The sequence below is a fragment of the Candidatus Pelagibacter sp. HTCC7211 genome (assembly GCF_000155895.1).
Lineage (GTDB): Bacteria > Pseudomonadota > Alphaproteobacteria > Pelagibacterales > Pelagibacteraceae > Pelagibacter.
In genome coordinates this window covers 33746-55569 of record NZ_DS995298.1, presented here as the reverse complement: position 1 = coordinate 55569, position 21824 = coordinate 33746, and the positions used below count along the sequence as shown (strand labels likewise).

The window sequence follows — 21824 nt, the reverse complement described above, 5'->3', positions numbered from 1 at the left end:
AAATGAAAACCGTAGTATTAAAATTTGGTGGCACTTCTGTAGGAAGCATAGATAGAATAAAAAAAGTATGTAAAATTATCGCATCCTATAAAAAGAAAAAAAATAAAGTTGTTGTAATTTCCTCTGCTATGAGTGGAGTTACTAATGACCTTATAAATAAATCTAAGCAGATAAGTAATAATTTTGATAAAGCTGAGTACGACGCTCTGGTATCTACTGGTGAGCAAGTTTCGTGTGCATTAATAGCTGGGAGGTTGAATCATATTGGATTTAAATCTAGATCTTGGCTGTCATGGCAAGTTCCAATTTTAACTGAGGGATCTTACTCTGTCGCTAGAATAATTCATATAGTTACAAAAGAGATTAAAAATTATCTCAAAAATAATGGTATTCCTATTATTACTGGTTTTCAAGGTATCAACAGCAAATCAAGACTTAATACAATTGGTAGAAGTGGTTCAGATGCTACAGCAATTATGTTTGCTAAATTTTTAAATGCAGATGAATGTATTATTTATACAGATGTTGACGGAGTTTACACAACTGACCCTAGAGATTATAAAAATGCAAAAAAAATAAAAAAAATTTTTTACGATGAAATGTTAGAAATGGCGTCGCTTGGTTCAAAAGTAATGCAACCAACCTCAGTTCAAGATGCCAAATTAAATAAAATAAATATAGAAGTTAAATCTTCTTTTGTTAAAAAACCTGGGACTTTGATAACTGGATACTCCAAGTCATTTAGTGATCAGATTATAACAGGAATTTCCTCAACAAAAAATGATGCTAAAATTACAATTATAGGAGTAAAAGATAGGCCAGGTGTAGCAGCCTGTATTTTTAAGCCATTATCTCACAATTTAATTAATGTAGACATGGTTGTTCAAAATATCTCATTAAATGGCAAAGAAACTGATTTAACTTTTACAATAAAATCTGAAGATTTAAAAAAAACTGAAAAATTAATTAAACAAAATAAAAAAATATCTTTTAAAAAAATTTCTTTTGACAGAGAAGTTTCCAAAGTTTCAATTATTGGAGTAGGAATGATAACAACTCCAGGTATAACTTATAGAATGTTCCAAGCTTTAGCGTCACAAAAAATTAATATTCAAGTAATTTCAACTTCAGAAATCAAGATATCAGTTTTAGTCTCATCTAAAAATGTAAAAAAAGCTGTAGCAGTTTTACATAAAGAATTTAAATTAGATTAAAATGAGTGTTAGACCTTTCAGAGATATAAAAAGAAGAAAAACAAAAGTAATTAATGTCGGAAACGTAAAAATTGGTGGAGATAACCCAATTTCAGTTCAGTCTATGACAAATACATTAACAACAAACGTGAAAGCCACGATTAATCAAATTAATGATATTGTAAATGAAGGAGCTGATATTGTCAGAGTTTCTTGTCCTGATAAAGATTCCACTCTAGCACTTAAAGAAATAGTCAAAAATGTAACTGTACCTATTGTTGCAGATATTCATTTTCATTACAAAAGAGCAATAGAAGCTGCAGAAAATGGAGCAAAATGTTTAAGAATAAATCCAGGAAATATCGGTGACAAAGTAAAAATTCATGAAGTGCTTAGTGCTGCAAAAAATAATGATTGTTCGGTTAGAATAGGAGTTAATGCTGGATCCTTAGAAAGAGATATATTAGAAAAATTTAAAGAGCCATGCCCAGAGGCATTAGTTGAAAGCGCTTTAAGAAACATTCAAATTTTAGAAGATCAAGATTTTTTTAATTTTAAAGTAAGTGTGAAATCGTCAGATGTTTTTCTATCAATAGCTGCTTATCGTCAACTTTCTAAAGTGACAGACTATCCATTACATCTCGGGATAACAGAGGCAGGAAGTTTTGTATCTGGAAGTATAAAATCCTCAATAGGCCTTGGATCTTTGTTAATGGATGGAATTGGTGATACAATTAGAATTTCTCTGTCAGATGATCCACCTGAAGAAATAAAAGTAGGAAATGAAATATTAAAATCTTTAGGTTTAAGGAATAGAGGAGTTAGGATAATATCATGTCCTTCATGTGCAAGACAAGGTTTTCAAGTAATTGATACTGTAAAAATATTAGAGGAAAAGCTTTCTCATATAAAAACTCCTGTGACATTATCGATTATAGGATGTGTTGTGAATGGTCCAGGAGAGGCTGCCTTGACAGATATTGGCATAACTGGTGGTGGAAAAGGAAACAACATGCTTTATTTATCGGGAGTTCAAAGCGAAAAAGTTTTAACGAATGATATTATAGAAAAAGTTGTGTCAGAAGTTGAAAAAAAAGCTTCTGAATTAGAAAAAAATTCATGATACCAATAAAAACAATTGAAGAGTTAATATTAAAGCACTCAACTCTAGAAAAAGATTTGTCATCTAGAGATTTAGAAAAAAAGGTTTTTGCAGAAAAATCAAAAGAATATTCTGATATAAGTGAAGTAATAGTAAGTGCAAAAAAATATTTATCATATGAAAAAGATAAAAAAGAATTAGAAAATATTTTGAATGACAATTCTGTTGATGAAGAATTGAAAAAATTAGCTGATACGGAATTATTAGAGCTTAAAGATGAATATGAAAGAAATGAAAAAAAGCTAAAATTATTTTTACTACCCAAAGATGAAGCAGATAAAAAAAATGCGATCATAGAAATTAGAGCAGGAACAGGAGGATTAGAAGCAAGTTTATTTGCTTCAGACTTATTTAAAATGTACGAAAAAGTAAGTCACAAAAAAAAATGGGCACTAGAATTAATATCTATTTCAAGAAGCGATGCCGGTGGATTAAAAGAAGTAATAGCTTCAATAAAGGGTACAAATATTTATTCTACTCTAAAGTATGAGAGTGGAGTTCATAGAGTTCAAAGAGTGCCAGATACCGAAACCCAAGGAAGAGTTCATACGTCCGCAGCAACTGTAGCAGTACTACCTGAGGCCGAAGAAGTAGATCTTAAAATAAATGAGGCTGATTTAAGAATTGACGTATTTAGAGCTGGTGGCCCTGGTGGACAATCAGTAAACACTACTGATAGTGCGGTAAGAATTACGCATATTCCTACTGGCTTAACTGTTTCACAACAGGATGAAAAATCACAACACAAAAACAAGGCAAAAGGTATGAAAATTTTAAGATCAAGATTATATGAGCTAGAAAGATCTCGAATTGATCAAGAAAGATCACAAGATAGAAAAACAAAAATTGGAACTGGAGATAGATCTGAAAGAATAAGAACCTATAATTTTCCTCAAGGAAGAGTTACCGATCATAGAATTAATCTCACGCTACATAGACTGGAAGAGTTTTTAGAAGGTGAAGCTTTTGATGAAATGATTGAGTCATTAACACTTCAGGCACAAGAAGATAGCTTGAGCAATTTAAAATAAATGAATATACAATTAGCAATCCAACATGGAACAAATATATTAATAAATAAAAGAATAAATACCGCAAAATTAGACGCTGAAATTTTAATGGCTAAAGCACTTAAGAAAGATCGTAAATACATTATTTTGAATAACAAAGAGGATTTAGATGGTAAAGATTTAAAATATTTTAATAAATTAATAAAAGAACGTGCTAGCTATAAACCAATAGCGCAAATAATTAACAAAAAATTTTTTTGGAATAATGAATTTTTCGTTAATGAAAATACTCTTATCCCTCGACCAGATACAGAGGCAATTGTTGAGCAGGTTTTAAAATTAACTAAACATAAAAATATGATGAACATATTGGATATTGGTGTTGGATCAGGATGTATTCTTTTAAGCATTTTAAAAGAAAGAAAAAATTTTTATGGAACTGGAATAGATATCAGTAAAAATGCCCTTGATATATGCAAAATAAACGCAAAAAGACTCAAAGTTTATGGAAGAGCAAAACTATATAAATCAGATATTGACAAATTTGTGGAAGCCAATTATGATTTAATCATATCTAATCCTCCTTATATTAAAAGTTGTGAACTAAAATATTTGGAAAGTGATGTTGTTAAATTTGAGCCAAAATTAGCATTAGATGGTGGAGTAGATGGCTTATCAGAAATCAGAAAAGTAATAAAAAAATCATCTGAACTGATAAAAAAAAATGGCAAATTTGTTTTAGAGATAGGTTTTAATCAAAAAAATAAAGTAGTTAAACTATTAAAAGAAAAGGGTTTTTATATAAATTGTACTTTAAAAGATCTTGCGTTAAACGATAGATGCATTGTTAGTACAAAGATATAATAAATAAAGCTATGGTCACATTTAGAAATAATAACAATGTAAGAAGAAACAATTTTAGAAGAAATGACAGAAATTTTAAAAGCAATGCTGACAGACCAAAATTTGGGTCGAATTATTCAAACAATGAGAATTTTAAGAGAAAAGCCCCAGGTAGAAATAATCACAATGCTTCAAAATTAATAGAAAAATACAATGATTTAGCTAGAGAAGCTTCATCAAATGGAGACAAAATTCTTTCAGAGAATTATTTCCAGCACGCAGATCATTTTACTAGAATTTTAAATGAACAAGAAAACCAGAGAAGAGCAAGATTTTCTGAAAGCAAGTCAGATGAAAGCAACTTAGACGCTGAGGAAATATCTGAAAAAGTTGAGGACAAGGTTGAAACAATAAATAACGTTTCTGAGATAAAACCTACGATAAAAAAAAGTACTGAAACTAGTTAATTTAAGCCAATAATTTTCTCTGATTTTAAAACATCTATTTTAATTTTATTAGTCTCAAATAATTGTCGATTTTTCCCTTTTAAAATTTTACCTGATGGAAGTTTTAATGTTTGTGAATTAACTTTTTTTCCATTTACAATAACTTCATAATGTAAATGAGGGCCAGTTGATTTTCCAGTTGATCCAACAAATCCTATTGTTTGCCCTTGTTTAACTCTTACACCAGTTTTCATTCCGCGTGCAAATTTAGACATATGAGCATAAACAGTTTCATAAGTTGAGTTGTGTCTTATTTTTATACAGTTACCTCCACCCCCACACCAACCTACTTTTTTTATAATTCCATTCCCAGATGCCATAATTGGAGTTCCTTTAGGTGCAGCAAAATCAGTTCCTCTATGCATTTTAGTAAATCCATCTATTGGATGTTTTCTAAGTCCAAATGATGAAGATAACCGTGCTCCATTAATTGGAGTCTTCATCAATGCCTTTTGAACACTTTTGCCATTTTTATCATAATGACCCATTACATCTTCTTTATCAAAGTAATATAGAGAATTATCTTGACCACTAAGTTTAAGATTTGCAAAAATAATCTCTCCCGTTTCAATTACTTTTTTATTTTTATCAACGAAAACTTCATAAATGATTTGAAATTTATCCTCTTTTCTAATATCCCTTTGAAAATCTACCTGAAAACCATAAATTCTTGCAAATTCAATTATTGTATTTGGTGGAATATTTTGATCTGTAGCAGCTTTATACAAACTTTGTAAAATAGTATTTTCTTTAAAAATAACTTTTTTATCTAATTTCAAGGTTAAAATTTTTTGATTAAATTTTGTTCCTACATTATCCCTTGATAGATAAATTTTTTCTGTGTTAGAGATTTGAAAAATAAATTCTTTAATTTTATTATTGGTTTGATCTATGACAATTTGAATTTTTTGATTTGTATTTAATTTATTAATATTTACTTTTTTTAGAAGACTCTCTTTAATTTCTATAATTTCTTTTTTATTTATTGAATATTCTTTAAGTATCTTATCAAAAGTTTCGCCAGACTTAATTTTATGATTATATTTTTTATATCTAGGTTCTAAATTATTAATAATTTCATTAAGTGTTTTTTTCAAATAAACATTATCAATAAAATTATTGTATTTTTTTGAACCTAAATTTTTTTGATAATTAGAATATAGGGCGACTGTGATTGCAAATATAACTAGAGAAATTAACCCTATTATTTTTAAGTTTTTTGTTAAAAAAAAAATAATTTTTTTTTGCATTTTTAAATGTATTGTAAGGAATTATTAGTTGAGCAATGTAAAAAAATCAAAAAAAACCCAATAAAATCGTCGATTTTTTAACTTTTTTTTATTCATAATTGCTTGATTTCCTTTTATTTTAGCCTATAAGCACAACACTTTCTCTAATAAATTATTGTTAACACAATAAATTTGTTAGGATTATTGTGGCTTTTAAGCCCAATTAGCTATTTAAAAAGTAAAAATTTAAGAAGAGAAGTGTGGACGGTTAAGGTTACCAAAATTTGTCGTACACACTTCAACATTATATAAATTTTATTCTTAGAATTTATATAGAAGCTAGTGTGCGCCGTTTTTAAACTTGAGAGTTTGATCATGGCTCAGAACGTACGCTGGCGGCACGCCTAACACATGCAAGTCGAACGAAGTAGCAATACTTAGTGGCAGACGGGTGAGTAACATGTAGGTATCTGCCCTTTGGCCTGGAATAACACGAGGAAACTTGTGCTAATACCGGATAAGTCTTTACGGAGAAAGCTTTATGCACCATTGGATGAGCCTGCACTTGATTAGTTTGTTGGTGGGGTAATGGCCTACCAAGACTGTGATCAATAGCTGATTTGAGAGGATGATCAGCCACATTGGGACTGAGACACGGCCCAAACTCCTACGGGAGGCAGCAGTGGGGAATCTTGCACAATGGAGGAAACTCTGATGCAGCGATGCCGCGTGAGTGAAGAAGGCCCTTGGGTTGTAAAGCTCTTTCGTCGGGGAAGAAAATGACTGTACCCGAATAAGAAGGTCCGGCTAACTTCGTGCCAGCAGCCGCGGTAATACGAAGGGACCTAGCGTAGTTCGGAATTACTGGGCTTAAAGAGTTCGTAGGTGGTTGAAAAAGTTAGTGGTGAAATCCCAGAGCTTAACTCTGGAACTGCCATTAAAACTTTTCAGCTAGAGTATGATAGAGGAAAGCAGAATTTCTAGTGTAGAGGTGAAATTCGTAGATATTAGAAAGAATACCAATTGCGAAGGCAGCTTTCTGGATCATTACTGACACTGAGGAACGAAAGCATGGGTAGCGAAGAGGATTAGATACCCTCGTAGTCCATGCCGTAAACGATGTGTGTTAGACGTTGGAAATTTATTTTCAGTGTCGCAGGGAAACCGATAAACACACCGCCTGGGGAGTACGACCGCAAGGTTAAAACTCAAATGAATTGACGGGGACCCGCACAAGTAGTGGAGCATGTGGTTTAATTCGAAGATACGCGCAGAACCTTACCAACACTTGACATGTTCGTCGCGACTCTAAGAGATTAGAGTTTTCGGTTCGGCCGGACGAAACACAGGTGCTGCATGGCTGTCGTCAGCTCGTGTCGTGAGATGTTGGGTTAAGTCCCGCAACGAGCGCAACCCTCACTTTTAGTTGCCATCATTAAGTTGGGCACTCTGAAAGAACTGCCAGTGATAAGCTGGAGGAAGGTGGGGATGACGTCAAGTCCTCATGGCCCTTACGTGTTGGGCTACACACGTGCTACAATGGTATCTACAACAGGAAGCGAAACTGCGAAGTTAAGCAAATCCCTAAAAGATACCTCAGTTCGGATTGCACTCTGCAACTCGAGTGCATGAAGCTGGAATTACTAGTAATCGTGGATCAGCGTGCCACGGTGAATGCGTTCCCGGGTCTTGTACACACCGCCCGTCACACCATGGGAGTTGGTTCTACCTTAAGGCAAGGTTTTAAACCCTTGACCACGGTATAGTCAGCGACTGGGGTGAAGTCGTAACAAGGTAGCCGTAGGGGAACCTGCGGCTGGATTACCTCCTTTCTAAGGATGAATGAAAGTAAAATTTTATTCTAAATAATATACATAGGTAATGTTGACCGTCCTCATTTCTCTTCTTAAAGTAGTGTTTCTCTTGCATGGGGGCCGGTAGCTCAGTTGGTTAGAGCACACCCTTGATAAGGGTGGGGTCGAAAGTTCGAGTCTTTCTCGGCCCACCAATATAAGATCATGGGGGATTAGCTCAGCTGGGAGAGCGCCTGATTTGCATTCAGGAGGTCAGCGGTTCGATCCCGCTATCCTCCACCAAAAAACACTTAGTTATAAAAATCGTAAATAAAAATAATAATTAATATCAATATCTATATCCGAACATTAGTAATGTTATTAGCTAATGTTCAAAATAAAAATTTGATTCAACACAGAATTTTTTTCTGTGCATAAATCAAGCGTTTAAGGGCGTGTAGTGGATGCCTTGGCACTGAAAGCCGATGAAGGACGTGATATACTGCGATAAGTTTCGGGGAGCTGTATGTAAGTTTTGATCCGAAAATTTCCGAATGGGGAAACCCACCACTTTATGTGGTACTTTAAACTGAACACATAGGTTTAAAGAGACAACCTGGAGAACTGAAACATCTAAGTAACCAGAGGAAAAGAAATCAATTGAGATTCCGTTAGTAGTGGCGAGCGAACGCGGACTAGGCCAGTAGTTTTGTTAAAAAAATTTGAATAGTTTGGAAATGCTAACCATAGAGGGTGATAGTCCCGTATGAGTAATGTTTAACAAAATTCTTGAGTAAAGCGGGACACGTGAAATCTTGCTCGAATATAGGGGGACCACCCTCTAAGCCTAAATACTCTTCAGTGACCGATAGTGAACTAGTACCGTGAGGGAAAGGTGAAAAGAACCCCTATTAGGGGAGTGAAATAGAACCTGAAACTGCATGCCTACAATCAGTCGAAGCTCTTTTTAGAGTGACGGCGTACCTTTTGTATAATGGGTCAGTGACTTAATTTATAAAGCAAGCTTAAGCCATCTAGGTGTAGGCGCAGCGAAAGCAAGTCTTAATAGGGCGATTAGTTTTATGAATTAGACCCGAAAACGAATGAGCTTACCATGAGCAGGTTGAAAGTTGGGTAACACCAACCGGAGGACCGAACCAGTTGACGTTGAAAAGTCTTTGGATGACTTGTGGTAAGGGGTGAAAGGCCAACCAAATTCGTAGATAGCTGGTTTTCCGCGAAAACTATTTAGGTAGTGCGATGAATAAATAGATGCTTAGAGGTAGAGCACTAAATGGGCTAGGGGGAAGAGATTCTTACCAAACCTAATAAAACTCCGAATACTAAGTATTGTTCTTCATCAGACAGACTGTGGGTGCTAAGGTCCATGGTCGAGAGGGAAAGAGCCCAGACCACCAGATAAGGTCCCCAAATTATGATTAAGTGTGAAAGGATGTGGAAATTCCTTAACAGCCGGGAGGTTGGCTTAGAAGCAGCCATCCTTTAAAGATAGCGTAACAGCTCACCGGTCTAATAGAGTTTCTGCGCCGAAGATGTAACGGGGCTAAAATCATATACCGAATCTGTGGGTTTATAAAACTTTCGAGTTTTATAAGCGGTAGCGGAACGTTCTGTAAGCCTGTGAAGGGATACCTGTGAGGGATCCTGGAGGTATCAGAAGTGCGAATGCTGACATAAGTAACGATAAAAGAAGTGAAAAACTTTTTCGCCGAAAATCCAAGGGTTTCTGCGCAAGGTTAATCCGCGCAGAGTTAGTCGGCACCTAAGGCGAGGGCGAAAGCCGTAGTCGATGGAAATAAGGTTAATATTCCTTAACCAGATGGTAGTGACGAATCTTGTAAGTTGTGTACTCTTAATGGATTGAGTATGCCGCGAAAAGGTTCCAAGAAATAGCTCCATCATTAGACCGTACCCTAAACCGACACAGGTGGATTAATAGAGTATATTTAGGCGCTTGAGAGAATGATGTTGAAGGAACTCGGCAAAATGCTTCCGTAACTTCGGGATAAGGAAGACCTGTTTTTAGGCAACTAGAGATGGGTGGCACAAGCCAGGGAGAAGCGACTGTTTATCAAAAACACAGGGCTCTGCTAACACGTAAGTGGATGTATAGGGTCTGACGCCTGCCCGGTGCTGGAAGGTTAATGCGGTTGGTGCAAGCTAACTTCTGAAGCCCCAGTAAACGGCGGCCGTAACTATAACGGTCCTAAGGTAGCGAAATTCCTTGTCGGGTAAGTTCCGACCTGCATGAATGGCGTAACGATTTCTCCGCTGTCTCCAACATCAACTCAGTGAAATTGAATTCTCCGTGAAGATGCGGAGTTCGCGTAGTTAGACGGAAAGACCCCGTGCACCTTTACTGCAACTTTACATTGGTATTAGGAAAAACATATTTAGTATAGGAGGGAGACATTGAAGCAAAGGCGTCAGCTTTTGTGGAGTCACCAGTGAAATACCTCTTTTGTTTTTCTTGGTATCTAACTGATTGCCGTCATCCGGCATCAAGACATTGTATGGTGGGTAGTTTGACTGGGGCGGTCGCCTCCCAAATAGTAACGGAGGCGTGCGAAGGTAGGCTCAGAACGGTCAGAAATCGTTCGTAGAGTGCAATGGCATAAGCCTGCCTGACTGTGAGACTGACAAGTCGAGCAGAGACGAAAGTCGGTCATAGTGATCCGGTGGTTCTGAGTGGAAGGGCCATCGCTCAACGGATAAAAGGTACGCCGGGGATAACAGGCTGATACTGCCCAAGAGCTCATATCGACGGCAGTGTTTGGCACCTCGATGTCGGCTCATCACATCCTGGGGCTGGAGCAGGTCCCAAGGGTTTGGCTGTTCGCCAATTAAAGTGGTACGTGAGCTGGGTTCAGAACGTCGTGAGACAGTTCGGTCCCTATCTGCTATGCGTGTAGAAGAATTGAGAGGAGTTGACCCTAGTACGAGAGGACCGGGTTGAACATACCACTGGTGGACCGGTTGTAGCGCCAGCTGCAGTGCCGGGTAGCTAAGTATGGAAGAGATAACTGCTGAAAGCATCTAAGCGGGAAACTCACCTCAAAACTAGTTCTTCCTATAGAGCCGTGGTAGACCACCACGTTGATAGGCTGGATGTGGAAGCGCAGCAATGCGTGCAGCTGACCAGTACTAATAGCTCAATTGGCTTGATTTATGCACTGAAAAAAATTTTTATTTGATATTAAAAGTTAAGATAACAAAAAAGTATATTATTCTTTTATGTTTTGTATAAATAAATATATTTTATTTATATGAGAATTTTAGTAACAGGTGCTGCCGGATTTATAGGATCTCATTTATGCGAGACACTCCTTACTCAAAAGCATAAAGTTAAAGCGTTTGTAAGATATAATTCAACACAGTCTCAAGGCTGGTTAGACAATCTTTCACATAAGAATCTTGAAGTAGTTAGAGGAGATATTACTGATTTTGACTCAGTCAATAATGCTTTATTAAATTGTGATTATGTATTTAATTTAGCAGCTAGTATTTCTGTGCCATATTCATTTAAAAATCCACAAACATTTATTGACACGAATATTTTAGGAGCTCTAAATATATTTAGAGCATCTACAATAAAAAAAAATAAAATAAAAAAGATAATACAAATATCTTCTAGTGAAGTTTATGGAAATGATTTACTTAAAAATTCAAACGTTCTCACTGAAAAAACTATCACTGTATCAGAGTCACCATATGCGGCATCAAAAATAGCTGCTGACAATCTTGCAATATCAATGTTCAAAGCAACAGGCTTGCCAGTTGTTGTTGCAAGGCCATTTAATACGTTTGGACCAAGGCAGTCTTTAAGGGCTGTCATACCGACCATTATTTCACAATTTGCAACAATAAGTAAAAAGAACAACACTATTAAGGTAGGAAATTTGAAAACTAGTAGAGATTTTGTTTATGTTAGGGATACAGTTTCTGGATTAATCAGTCTTCTTAAGCCTTCATGTAAACCTGGTGAGATTTATAATATTTGTACAGGCAAATCATTTAAAATTTATGATGTAATTGAGTCATTAAAAAAAATTACTGGTCATAATCCAAAGATAATTATTTCAAAAAAAAGATTTAGAAAAGCTGAAGTATATAATTTAAGAGGCTCTAACAAGAAAATATACACCAGCAACAAATGGAAACCAAAATATTTAAATCATTCAGGTTTTAAAAAAGCTTTAAAAGAAACATATGAATGGTTTAAAGAAGAAAAAAACCTAACTAAATATACGAATATTCAGAAATATAACATTTAATCATGAGCCAAAATGAAATTATCCAAATTGGAAAAAGAAAAATTGGCCCAAATTATAAACCACTAGTAATCTTTGAGTTGGGAATAAATCATAATGGAAACTTAAAATTTGCAAAAAAAATAGTTGATGAGGCAATTAAGTGTGGGGCAGAGGTGATTAAACATCAGACTCATATTCCTAATGATGAAATGAGTGAAGAGGCAAAGAAAATAGTGCCAGTTCATACAAAAAAAAACATATACGAAATAATCCAAAATTGTGCTTTAAATGAAAAAGATGAATTAGAATTAAAAAAATATATTGAAAAAAAAGGAGCTATTTTTTTAAGCACACCTTTTTCAAGAGAAGCAGTTAATCGATTGATTAAATTCAAAGTGCAGGCATTTAAAATTGGAAGTGGTGAGTGTAACAATTATCCTCTTGTTAGTTATATAGCTTCATTTAAAAAACCAGTAATTATTAGCACTGGAATGAACGATTTAAAATCAATTAAAAAAGCAATAAAAATATTAAAAAAAAATAAAGTTAAGTGTGCAATACTTCACACAACAAATCTTTATCCCACACCACATAATTTGATTAGACTAAATGCACTTAATGAAATTAAAAAAAATTTTCCTAAAACAGTTTATGGTTTATCAGATCATACTGGAGAAAATTATACGTCTTTTGCTGCAGTTGCAATGGGCGCATCAATTGTAGAAAAACATTTTATTGATAAAAGTTCGAGAAAGGGTCCCGATATATCTGCTTCTGTAAATTCTAATCAAATGAGAGATCTTTTGCATGGTGTAGAATTAATACACCAAGCAAAACCAGGAGGAATAAAGCCAGTTAAAGAAGAGAAGAAAACAGCTGAATTTGCTTTTGCTTCTGTTGTAAGCAATAGAGATATTCAATCTGGGGAAATATTGAGCAAGAGAAATATATGGGTAAGACGACCAGGAACAGGTGACTTTAGCGCTGAAGATTATCCTTCATTAATTGGAAAAAAATTAAAAAAAAATATAAAGAAAAATACTCAAATTAAAAAAAATCATATTAAATAATTCAGATGAAAAAATTAAATATCGTTTTTTTTTCTGCAAATAGAGCAGAATATGGACTTATTTATCCTTTTCTGAAAATTTTTCTAAAACACAAAATGTTTAATGTTGAACTAGTTGTTGCGGGATCTCATTTTTCAAAAAAATTTGGATTATCAGTAAAGGAAATAAAAAAAGATAAGATAAAATATTTCAAAATAAATTTACCACTGAATACAAACACCTTAGGCAATACATCAGATTATTTTAATAAATTACAAAATAAAGTTAATTTGTTTTTAAAAAAAAGAAAAACAGATTTAGTTTTTTTATCAAGTGATAGATTTGAAACATTTGCATTCGCAATTTCTACCTATTTAAGAAAAATACCAATTATTCATTATGAAGGTGGCGATGTAACAGAGGGTGGTGCATTAGATGATAACATAAGACATGCTATAACCAAAATTTCACATATACACTTAACTTCTAATAATGACTCTTTAAAAAGAATACTAAAAATGGGAGAGGAGAAATGGCGTTGCTTAAATGTTGGTTATTCGCCTTTTTACTTAATGCAAAAGCAAAAGTTTAACCAAAAAAAAATAGAGAAGAAATTTTTACTTAATCATGAAAAGTCGTTAATATTATTTACATTTCATCCAGTTGTGAAAGATGAAAAAGATCAGAGAAAAGATGTTGATGAAGTTTTCAAAGCCCTTGAGCATTTATCAAAGGATAATCAGGTTATAATTACTTATCCTAATTTTGATCCTGGGTATCAATATATAATTAATAAAATTATAAAGTTAAAAAAAAAGGTTAAAGGAGTTAGAGTTATAAAACATTTAGGTCGTGTCAATTACCATTCATTGCTTTATTATATTGGAAAAAATAAAAAAGGTTTTTGTATGGGAAATTCTTCAAGTGGAATTAAAGAGACAATTTTTTTTAATTGCCCAACTTTAAATATAGGTAATAGACAGAAATCGAGATTAAAACCTAGAAATGTTGTGGATGTAAAAGCCAATAAAAAACAAATAATTTATAAAATTTATAATGGATTAAATAATTATAAGGCTCAAGAAAATCCATATAAATTAAGTAGAAAATTTAAAAAAATTCCAAATGAAATATTAAAAAAATTTTTGAGTAACGATTTAAAATTAAAAAAATGTACAATATAAAGAAAAAATTTCCAATAATTCATAAAGATCAAAATATTTCTGAAGCTATAAAAAAGATTTCAAAATCAAAAATAAAAATACTTTTTGTAGTTAATAAAAAAAATAAACTTTTAGGATCGATATCAAGTGGAGACTTAAGAAGATCAATAAGAAAAAAAATAGATTTAGAGCAATCAGTTGAAAAGATTATGTTCAAAAAACCAAGATATTTCAAAAAAAAAGGTAATGATTTGTCTTCTTTTAAAGATATTATTTGTATTCCGGTTGTAAATAAAAAAAAAGAGATTATCGATTTAGAGTTTAGTAAAAATTTATTAAATAATAAAAAAAATACAGTTTTTTTAATGGCCGGTGGCAAAGGTTCTAGATTAATGCCTTTAACTAAAAAAATTCCAAAACCACTCTTAAAAATTAAAGGAGTGCCAATTATAGAAAAAATTATATTAAATTTTATGAGGCAAGGTTTTAAAAATTTTATTATATCAGTTAACTATTTAGGACATAAGATAAAAAAATATCTTGGTAACGGTAAGAGATTAAAAGTTAATATTAATTACATTAATGAAAAAAAATATTTAGGCACGGCAGGATCTTTATCATTAATAAACCTAAAACAAACAGAATTTCCTTTGATAGTTGCAAATTCAGATTTACTATCTGAGATTGATTACAATAATCTTGTTGATTATCATAATAAAAAAAAGGCCGATATAACTATTTGTGGCAAAAATAAATTTTTTGAGATGCCATATGGAGAAATCTTAGGAAATTACACAAAAGTAAATGCAATAGTTGAAAAACCAAAAATTTATCATCTAATTAATGCAGGAGTTTATGTTATTGATAAAAAAATCTTAAAAAATATTATTAGAAATAAAAAATTAATGATGAATGAATATATTACACAGCAATTAAAAAAAAATAAAAAGGTATTCTGTTATCCAATTTATGAAAATTGGATAGATATTGGCAATAAAATAGATTATAAAAATAACAGGTAGATAGTGTTAATTTATTATGACAAAATCTTAAAATTTATTTTTTAGTAAATATACATTAATTAAAAGTTCATGTATTTAATTTTAATTTTAAATAAGAAAATTGAAGTATTTGTCGAGTAAGGATAAATTTTTTTATGAATAAAGAAAAGGTTTTATGTATAATATGTGCAAGAGCTGGATCAAAAAGATTAAAAAATAAAAATTCAAAAAATTTGTTTGGTAAACCTTTGATATATCACACTATCAAACAAGCTATTGCCTCAAAAATTTTTGATAAAGTTGTATTTTCTACAGACTCAGATAAACTTAGCAGAATGGCAGTAAAATTTGGTGCCAAATCCTGGTTTATAAGACCTAGAAAACTTTCAAATGATAAAGCTGCAAAAATGCCTGTTATAAGGCATGCAATTTTAGAAGCAGAGAAAAAATTCAACTGTAAATTTGACTATATTTGTGATTTAGATGTTACTTCTCCACTAAGAAAAATAGGTGACATTATAAAAGCGTTTAGAAAATTTAAAGTTTCAAAACAAGATATGTTAATTTCTGGAAATAAAGCAAGAAAAAATCCCTTTTTTAATATGGTACAAAAAAATGGAAAAAATTCACTTGAATTAGTCGTAAAGCCTAAAAAATTTTATGTAAGAACACAAGATGCCCCATTAGTTTACGAGCTTAATGCTTCAATTTATTTTTGGAAAAGGGAGTCATGTTTTAAACAGAAAGGACCGTTCTGTAAAAAAACACTTTTTTATGAAATGCCTTACAGAAGATCTATCGATATAGATAGTTTATCTGATTTTAAACTTGTAGAATTTTTTGGAAAAAATGAAAATTAATTTTAAAAATCTTTTTAGCCTAAAACACCATGAAATTTATGTTCTAGGTGGGTGTGGTTTAATTGGATCTCAAATTGTAAAAGCATTAGAGGAGTTTGATGCATCAGTTACAGTATTTGACTTGAATATAAAAAATAAAAGAAAAAACTCAAAAACTAAATATGTCAAATTTAATTGTGCTAATGAAAAAAGTATTAAAAATTTTTTTATTAATTATATGAGAAAAAATGAATGTCCGCATGTATTCATAAATGCATCTTATCCTGTATCAAAAGATTGGAAAAAGAATACTTTTGAAGAAATTAATTTTAATTCATATAAAAAAAATATTGAAATTCACTTAAATAGTTATGTGTGGATTGCTAAGTGTATTGCTGATAAAATGATGAAAAATAATATTCATGGAAGTATTATACAATTAAGCTCAATGTATGGTTTGGTGGCTCAAGATAACAATCTATATGAAAAAACAAATTTAAGTGAAAATATGACTTATGGGATAATTAAGAGTTCAACCATACATTTTACGAAACAAATGGCATCTTATTATGGTAAATACAATATAAGAGTGAATAATTTGGTTATCGGAGGTATAAAGGGCCATATTAAAGGGAGTAAAAAAAAACAAGATAAAATTTTTTTAAGAAAATTTTGTCAAAAAGTTCCTTTAAAAAGAATGGGCAAACCTCAAGAAATTGCCTCATCTGTGATTTTTTTAGCCTCACCTGCTTCATCATATATTACAGGATCAAATATTGTAATAGATGGTGGATATTCAATTATATGATAATAGGTAAATTAAACTTTATAAATCATCTAATATTTTGATGGAAGTTTTAATTATTGGTTATGGGTCAGCAGGAAAAAGACATGCAGAAATTCTTAATTCATTTAAAATAATTAAAAAGATCTTTATACAAACTAATCAAAAAAATCAGTCGTGTGATAAATTTCATTTTATAAAAAAAATAGATAATTTGAATCCAGATATAATTGTTATTGCTAATGAAACATACAAACATCACTCTGTTTGTAAGTTTCTTGAAGATAAATTTAGTAAAAAAATAATTCTTTGTGAAAAACCTCTTTTTAACAAATTCTATGATTTTAAACCAAAAAAAAATAAATTTTATGTAGCTTATAATCTTAGATTTCACAAATGTTTGCAGTACATAAAAAAAAAAATTAATTTAGATAAGGTTTTTTTTGTAGAGGCAGAATGTTCAAGTTTCTTACCTCTATGGAGAAAAAATACAGATTATTCAAAGAATTATAGTGCGTTTCCAAAAAAAGGTGGCGGTGTATTGTTAGATATGAGCCATGAATTAGATTATTTATTATGGCTATTTAAAGATTTTAAAATTTCAAAAATATATAAACGTAGAATTTCAAATTTAAATATCTTATCTGAAGATATTTCTTTAATATTTGGAAAGATAAAAAAAAAAGCATTAGTAAAAATTAAGTTAACTTATTTTAATAAAATTTCCAAAAGACATTTAACAATTTGTCTAAGAGATGGAACTCAATTATACTTAGATTTATTAAATTCTGAGATTAAATTATTAATTAAAAATAAAAATAAAACACTTCGGTTAGAAAAATATTCTCAATTTAAAACAACTAAATATATGTATTATGAAATTTTAAAAAATAATTTTGAAAATCTTTGTTCTTTAAAAGATGGTTTATCAATATTAAAAAAAATTAAAAATAGTAAAAAAATAGATTTTTAATTGCTTTTATTATAAAATTTTATTTGTAAATTACTGTATTTTCCTAATGATGGGTCTACTAAACAAAAAATATGTTGGTCATTTTTTTTATCACTAATATATTTCCAGTTTCTTTTGAAGTGATCTTTTAAAAATTTAGTATTTGCTGCTCTTCCATCACAAACTATTATTGTTCCAGGTGTATAAAAATACTCAAATTTTAAAATATCTGATACCATTGGCATCATATCTTTATGAGTCGTGGTAATACCATTTATATTTTTTTTTACAATAAATTGACCTGGTCCATCTAAATAAATAAAATCAGGATTACAAAGTGGTAACTTTTTGTATTGGGTACAAATTCTATTGTTAAAAGTTGTCATTTCCACATCGGAATAATAGTAGTTTATTTTAATTGGATCTTTAATTTTGAGGTATTTATAAAATTTTTTAATTCTATTTTTAGTTATTTTTAAATATTTTTTTTCACTTTCCAAAACAAATAGTTCAAATGGATTATTTCTTCTTAATGATTTTACTTCATTAGAAAACTTATTTTTTAATTCTTTTAAAGCTAAACTGAATATAAGGGTTGACCAACCAGAACCAAATTCTAGTATTGTTGTTCTCTTATTTATTAATATGTACTGATATAGATTATAAAGATCATTTAACTCAGGAATAAAAGGTTCATTTATTTTCATTTCATTCACTGAAGGTTTTTTCTTTTTTGATATATCGACTAATAATTTTAAACCTTTTTTAATAAAAAAATTTTCAATATATTTATTATTTTTTTCAGATGGTTTTTTACATTTGTAAGATGAATTCATATATTTTAATATTAAATCTAATAAAAACTTTTACTATAGAAACACAAGTTATATATGTAATAATAAAAGAATTTCAAAGAATTTACTACTCTAAATATTCCTTCTATCTTGATCTGCATCAGCTTTAAAAAATACTAATTTTTTATCTGAGGTTTGATAAAAAATATCAATATTTTTTTTTATAAACGGATTGAAATATATTGGAATAACATTTTTATCTTTGGGTAACTTGATTTTAAATCCTGATCTAATTAAAATTTTAGAAAGATTACCTGTGCACAGCATATCTACGTACTCATAATTTTTTTTATCTATTAGATTTCTAATAAGATGATTAATTTTTTCAAGTTCTTTTATTGAACCAACAAAATCAACTAAAGAAAAGATTTTTCTCTTATATTTTTTTAAATGTATTTCTCTGCCAATTAAAAGATTTTTTTTATTTATTAAAAAAAATTCGTATTTAAAATTTGGATTATTAAAATATCTTTTTTTTATATATAATTCACTTTTAAATGGTAAATTATTTTTAACTTCATTAAATTTTAATTTATTTTTAATTTCGTCAAAAGATGAAATTTTTTTATAAAAAAATTTTTTTGAATTTAACTTAAATTTAGTTTTTTTTTTTATTTTTGCAATTTTAAAATTTTTAATTTTTTGGTTTAAAAAATAATGATGAGTCATTTTAGAAGTATATCTATTAAAAAATTTTTCAACTAAAGGTATCATGTTCAACGGATTAGTTCCTATTCCACAATAACTTTTAGCTTGAGTTTTTTTAATCATATTTTTCATTGTTTCAATTCCAAGAAAAGGAAATTTCAAACCTGGCTTTACTAATATAATTGATCCACATATATGTAAGTTTTTTTTATTTTCTGAATATGGAATAAAACCTTGTATTGCATTTATTTTTTTATTTTTTTTGTTAATCGCCATCATAAAGTTAACCTTATCTTTATGACAATATTCATATTCAAAAATTTTTTTATTTGTTCCACATAAATGATTTTTCTTCCAATAAAGTTTTATAAATCGCATAATTTGATTTATATCTTTTCTATTCGCTAGTCTAAATTGAAAATTTTTTTCAATGAGATTCATTTCTTATTGATTAATTTATTTTTTTTATTTTATTGTGGAAAGTCATTTGTATCAAACCTAGGCAAAGTTAAAGGATTATCATTCAATAAATCAGCCATACGAACCTCAGTTGTTACTCCAATTGAGGCACCTAGCTCTTTAAGTATTGATATGGTATCATCATTATAAGCGCCGTAAGGATAACACATAATCCAATCTGTTGTTGAAGCTCCAACCTTTTTTAAAAAATTGATAGATTTTTTAATCTCTTCTTTTTGTTCTTGATAACTAAGTTGATTAAGCCACGGATGAGTAGAACTATGATTTCCAATGGACATACCATTTTTTATAAGCTCTGAAATATCATCTATGTTCATATATAATTTTTTTGAAAATTCTTCTTTAGAAGTACCCATGTATTTATCAAATAGTTGATCCACGATCTTACTTCTAGTTTTTTCTGGCAATTTATACTGAAGCATTCTTTTCACATAAATTGTCTTTTCATCGTCATACCTATGATATTTTCTTTTATAAGTATTAATTTCTTTTTTAAATATAGCGTTTCTATCACTTAAAAAATGTATTTCCTTAATAAGTTGATCGATATCATCAATAATAGACAATATATGATGGATAGAATTAACATCTAGGACTACTGACTTAGTAATGACTTCTTCTGGTGGAAAAAAAGTAGCACGAAGTCTTCTAGCAACTAATTCCGGCATAACATGTGTTATGTGATCTTTATATCCATCATCAAAGGTTAGCCAGCAAGCATTTTTAGGTAAGTTTTTTTTTTTTAATAATGCTTCAATAATCTCTTCCGGGTCAATAATTGAATAATTTTTTTGGAGATAATCTAATTGTCGTTGAAAACTTTTTAATTCTAATCCTTTTAAACCTGGATATTTACTATTTAAAATTGGACGGACATAATGATACATCACAATAGTAATTTTTTGATTTGTTGTCATAATTTTTTTAACAAGTCATTTTATAGATATGAGATTAATTTTGAGACTAAGATTTCATGCCCTTGAGGACCAACATGATTAAAATCAATATAACACTCATTACATCCGTCATACACACCAGTGAGATCTATGAAATTAAAATTTCGCTCATTGGCAAGCTCAATAATTATTGGATAAACAGCTTGATACTGGGCAGCTAGTGATTTCTTTTCATCATTGCTTGTTAAGTTAAGGTAACTTGTGTCAGCATTACCATAATATGCAACTGGTTGTAGAATTGCAGTGAATTTACCTCCACGACTCTCAACAAAATCTGCAGTAATTTCCCATGTATCAACAAGAGATTTAGCAACTGTGAGCGCTCGTTTTTTTTTAGAAGCGCAACTGTAAAGATTTGATGTATCTTTGTGTATATATTTTTGAAAAATTAAATTTATAAAGTCTTTCATCTGATTAAAAGTCCTCATAAAACTAAAGCGTTTTTCACTTTTTAACAAATTTTGAATTTGATTTTCTCGCCCTGTTCCCATTCCATTAAATTCATTTCGACATCTATAATTAACATCATTAACACCATCGTAAAATACAACGCTAACATTTGACATATCAAGAAGAGAATAATTTATAACATGATTATTAAGATACGCTAATGACTGTCTTGCAATATAACCTGACTCACCAAAATTTGTTACATGGCTTCTTGTTAATTTTGAAAATATAGAGGGATATGTGTTTTTATCATCAACACCAGTACCCCATGTAGTCGAGCCGCCAAAGAAAAAATAATTGAGAGTTTTACCATTTAATTTATCTGGTTTTGAAGTTACTCTTAAACCGTTATTAATGTTAATTGTTTCACCAGCATAATCATTTCTCCTCCAGGTAATGAAGTCATAATATGTTGTAGACAATTCAGCAACTTCAACAAAATGTTTATCTGACCATTCAAAGTTTTTGTATAGATCTAATGTAGATCTTTCATCTAGACTTGTTTTAGTTTTGTCGCCTTTAATTAATTGGTATGTTGAATAAAGAATTGGAGGAGTTAATATAAACATACCTATTAAAGCAAATGTTAAAATAAAATTGATTAATATAATCTTAATCCAACTCATAAAGGTTCTAAA

The 21824-nt window shown here is 30.5% G+C and carries 17 protein-coding genes, 2 tRNA genes and 2 rRNA genes; 16 read left to right on the top strand and 5 right to left on the bottom strand.

Features of this window, described 5'->3' with window-relative positions; translation table 11 throughout:
- The first annotated feature begins 2 nt into the window (after positions 1 to 2).
- The 5 genes from PB7211_RS00285 to PB7211_RS00265 are packed head-to-tail and all read left to right on the top strand — an operon-like array spanning position 3 to position 4675.
- Positions 3 to 1214 (top strand): aspartate kinase, encoded by a 1212-nt coding sequence (locus PB7211_RS00285; protein WP_008544952.1) that lies wholly within the window; start codon positions 3 to 5, stop codon positions 1212 to 1214.
- A 1-nt stretch (position 1215) separates the two neighbouring features.
- The gene (ispG, locus tag PB7211_RS00280) at positions 1216 to 2316 is read left to right on the top strand and encodes a flavodoxin-dependent (E)-4-hydroxy-3-methylbut-2-enyl-diphosphate synthase (protein WP_008544058.1); all 1101 of its coding nucleotides are present in this window, start codon (positions 1216 to 1218) and stop codon (positions 2314 to 2316) included.
- Positions 2313 to 3386, top strand: a complete 1074-nt coding sequence (gene prfA, locus PB7211_RS00275; RefSeq protein ID WP_008544389.1) for a peptide chain release factor 1 — start codon at positions 2313 to 2315, stop codon at positions 3384 to 3386. Before ispG ends, prfA begins: the two co-directional genes overlap by 4 nt.
- Entirely contained in the window at positions 3387 to 4229 is an 843-nt protein-coding gene (gene prmC, locus PB7211_RS00270) for a peptide chain release factor N(5)-glutamine methyltransferase (RefSeq protein ID WP_034398626.1), read from the top strand.
- 11 nt (positions 4230 to 4240) lie between these two features.
- Positions 4241 to 4675: a DUF4167 domain-containing protein gene (locus tag PB7211_RS00265; protein ID WP_008545176.1), complete on the top strand. Its 435-nt coding sequence runs from the start codon at positions 4241 to 4243 to the stop codon at positions 4673 to 4675.
- Here PB7211_RS00265 and PB7211_RS00260 read toward each other — a convergent pair.
- The gene (locus PB7211_RS00260) at positions 4672 to 5964 is read right to left on the bottom strand and encodes a M23 family metallopeptidase (RefSeq protein WP_008545574.1); all 1293 of its coding nucleotides are present in this window, start codon (positions 5962 to 5964) and stop codon (positions 4672 to 4674) included. The genes PB7211_RS00265 and PB7211_RS00260 overlap by 4 nt on opposite strands.
- A 336-nt stretch (positions 5965 to 6300) precedes the next feature.
- Between PB7211_RS00260 and PB7211_RS00255 the strand changes: the two genes are divergently transcribed.
- From PB7211_RS00255 to PB7211_RS00205, 11 genes are all read left to right on the top strand, one after another.
- Positions 6301 to 7775, top strand: a 16S ribosomal RNA gene (locus PB7211_RS00255).
- 99 nt (positions 7776 to 7874) lie between these two features.
- A tRNA-Ile gene (locus PB7211_RS00250) sits at positions 7875 to 7951 on the top strand.
- 12 nt (positions 7952 to 7963) lie between these two features.
- A tRNA-Ala gene (locus PB7211_RS00245) sits at positions 7964 to 8039 on the top strand.
- 134 nt (positions 8040 to 8173) lie between these two features.
- Positions 8174 to 10926 (top strand): 23S ribosomal RNA (locus PB7211_RS00240).
- The 16S and 23S rRNA genes sit together here with 2 tRNA genes alongside, the layout of an rRNA operon.
- A 97-nt stretch (positions 10927 to 11023) precedes the next feature.
- On the top strand, positions 11024 to 12031 hold the full coding sequence (locus PB7211_RS00235; RefSeq protein ID WP_008545550.1) for an SDR family NAD(P)-dependent oxidoreductase: 1008 nt from the start codon (positions 11024 to 11026) through the stop codon (positions 12029 to 12031).
- A 2-nt stretch (positions 12032 to 12033) separates the two neighbouring features.
- Positions 12034 to 13080, top strand: coding sequence for an N-acetylneuraminate synthase family protein (locus PB7211_RS00230; protein ID WP_008545341.1), 1047 nt, complete (start codon positions 12034 to 12036; stop codon positions 13078 to 13080).
- Positions 13081 to 13085: 5 nt separating this feature from the next.
- Positions 13086 to 14243: a UDP-N-acetylglucosamine 2-epimerase gene (gene neuC / locus PB7211_RS00225; RefSeq protein ID WP_008545313.1), complete on the top strand. Its 1158-nt coding sequence runs from the start codon at positions 13086 to 13088 to the stop codon at positions 14241 to 14243.
- Complete coding sequence (locus tag PB7211_RS00220; RefSeq protein WP_008545798.1) at positions 14231 to 15244, top strand: sugar phosphate nucleotidyltransferase; 1014 nt, start codon at positions 14231 to 14233, stop codon at positions 15242 to 15244. The genes neuC and PB7211_RS00220 overlap by 13 nt, the downstream gene beginning before the upstream one ends.
- Before the next feature lie 134 nt (positions 15245 to 15378).
- The gene (locus PB7211_RS00215) at positions 15379 to 16083 is read left to right on the top strand and encodes an acylneuraminate cytidylyltransferase family protein (RefSeq protein WP_008546135.1); all 705 of its coding nucleotides are present in this window, start codon (positions 15379 to 15381) and stop codon (positions 16081 to 16083) included.
- Positions 16073 to 16870: an SDR family oxidoreductase gene (locus PB7211_RS00210; protein ID WP_008545373.1), complete on the top strand. Its 798-nt coding sequence runs from the start codon at positions 16073 to 16075 to the stop codon at positions 16868 to 16870. Before PB7211_RS00215 ends, PB7211_RS00210 begins: the two co-directional genes overlap by 11 nt.
- Positions 16871 to 16910: 40 nt before the next feature.
- Positions 16911 to 17819 carry a Gfo/Idh/MocA family oxidoreductase gene (locus tag PB7211_RS00205; RefSeq protein ID WP_008544937.1) on the top strand — a complete coding sequence of 303 codons (909 nt, stop codon included), beginning with the start codon at positions 16911 to 16913 and terminating at the stop codon, positions 17817 to 17819.
- Here the strand turns inward: PB7211_RS00205 and PB7211_RS00200 are convergent.
- From PB7211_RS00200 to PB7211_RS00185, 4 genes are all read right to left on the bottom strand, one after another.
- Entirely contained in the window at positions 17816 to 18634 is an 819-nt protein-coding gene (locus PB7211_RS00200) for a hypothetical protein (protein WP_008545485.1), read from the bottom strand. The two genes, PB7211_RS00205 and PB7211_RS00200, sit on opposite strands and share 4 nt — an antisense overlap.
- 90 nt (positions 18635 to 18724) lie before the next feature.
- Positions 18725 to 19741 (bottom strand): hypothetical protein, encoded by a 1017-nt coding sequence (locus tag PB7211_RS00195; RefSeq protein ID WP_008544302.1) that lies wholly within the window; start codon positions 19739 to 19741, stop codon positions 18725 to 18727.
- A 29-nt stretch (positions 19742 to 19770) separates the two neighbouring features.
- Positions 19771 to 20697 (bottom strand): polysaccharide deacetylase family protein, encoded by a 927-nt coding sequence (locus tag PB7211_RS00190; protein WP_008545911.1) that lies wholly within the window; start codon positions 20695 to 20697, stop codon positions 19771 to 19773.
- Positions 20698 to 20717: 20 nt separating this feature from the next.
- Positions 20718 to 21812, bottom strand: a complete 1095-nt coding sequence (locus PB7211_RS00185) for an SGNH/GDSL hydrolase family protein (RefSeq protein ID WP_034398622.1) — start codon at positions 21810 to 21812, stop codon at positions 20718 to 20720.
- Between the last annotated feature and the right edge of the window lie 12 nt (positions 21813 to 21824).

Bases quoted from the DNA above. Each gene is read 5' to 3' on its own strand.
- PB7211_RS00285 (WP_008544952.1), top strand. From the start codon at position 3: ATGAAAACCGTAGTATTAAAATTTGGTGGCACTTCTGTAGGAAGCATA.
- ispG (WP_008544058.1), top strand. From the start codon at position 1,216: ATGAGTGTTAGACCTTTCAGAGATATAAAAAGAAGAAAAACAAAAGTA.
- prfA (WP_008544389.1), top strand. From the start codon at position 2,313: ATGATACCAATAAAAACAATTGAAGAGTTAATATTAAAGCACTCAACT.
- prmC (WP_034398626.1), top strand. From the start codon at position 3,387: ATGAATATACAATTAGCAATCCAACATGGAACAAATATATTAATAAAT.
- PB7211_RS00265 (WP_008545176.1), top strand. From the start codon at position 4,241: ATGGTCACATTTAGAAATAATAACAATGTAAGAAGAAACAATTTTAGA.
- PB7211_RS00260 (WP_008545574.1), bottom strand. From the start codon at position 5,964: ATGCAAAAAAAAATTATTTTTTTTTTAACAAAAAACTTAAAAATAATA.
- PB7211_RS00235 (WP_008545550.1), top strand. From the start codon at position 11,024: ATGAGAATTTTAGTAACAGGTGCTGCCGGATTTATAGGATCTCATTTA.
- PB7211_RS00230 (WP_008545341.1), top strand. From the start codon at position 12,034: ATGAGCCAAAATGAAATTATCCAAATTGGAAAAAGAAAAATTGGCCCA.
- neuC (WP_008545313.1), top strand. From the start codon at position 13,086: ATGAAAAAATTAAATATCGTTTTTTTTTCTGCAAATAGAGCAGAATAT.
- PB7211_RS00220 (WP_008545798.1), top strand. From the start codon at position 14,231: ATGTACAATATAAAGAAAAAATTTCCAATAATTCATAAAGATCAAAAT.
- PB7211_RS00215 (WP_008546135.1), top strand. From the start codon at position 15,379: ATGAATAAAGAAAAGGTTTTATGTATAATATGTGCAAGAGCTGGATCA.
- PB7211_RS00210 (WP_008545373.1), top strand. From the start codon at position 16,073: ATGAAAATTAATTTTAAAAATCTTTTTAGCCTAAAACACCATGAAATT.
- PB7211_RS00205 (WP_008544937.1), top strand. From the start codon at position 16,911: ATGGAAGTTTTAATTATTGGTTATGGGTCAGCAGGAAAAAGACATGCA.
- PB7211_RS00200 (WP_008545485.1), bottom strand. From the start codon at position 18,634: ATGAATTCATCTTACAAATGTAAAAAACCATCTGAAAAAAATAATAAA.
- PB7211_RS00195 (WP_008544302.1), bottom strand. From the start codon at position 19,741: ATGAATCTCATTGAAAAAAATTTTCAATTTAGACTAGCGAATAGAAAA.
- PB7211_RS00190 (WP_008545911.1), bottom strand. From the start codon at position 20,697: ATGACAACAAATCAAAAAATTACTATTGTGATGTATCATTATGTCCGT.
- PB7211_RS00185 (WP_034398622.1), bottom strand. From the start codon at position 21,812: ATGAGTTGGATTAAGATTATATTAATCAATTTTATTTTAACATTTGCT.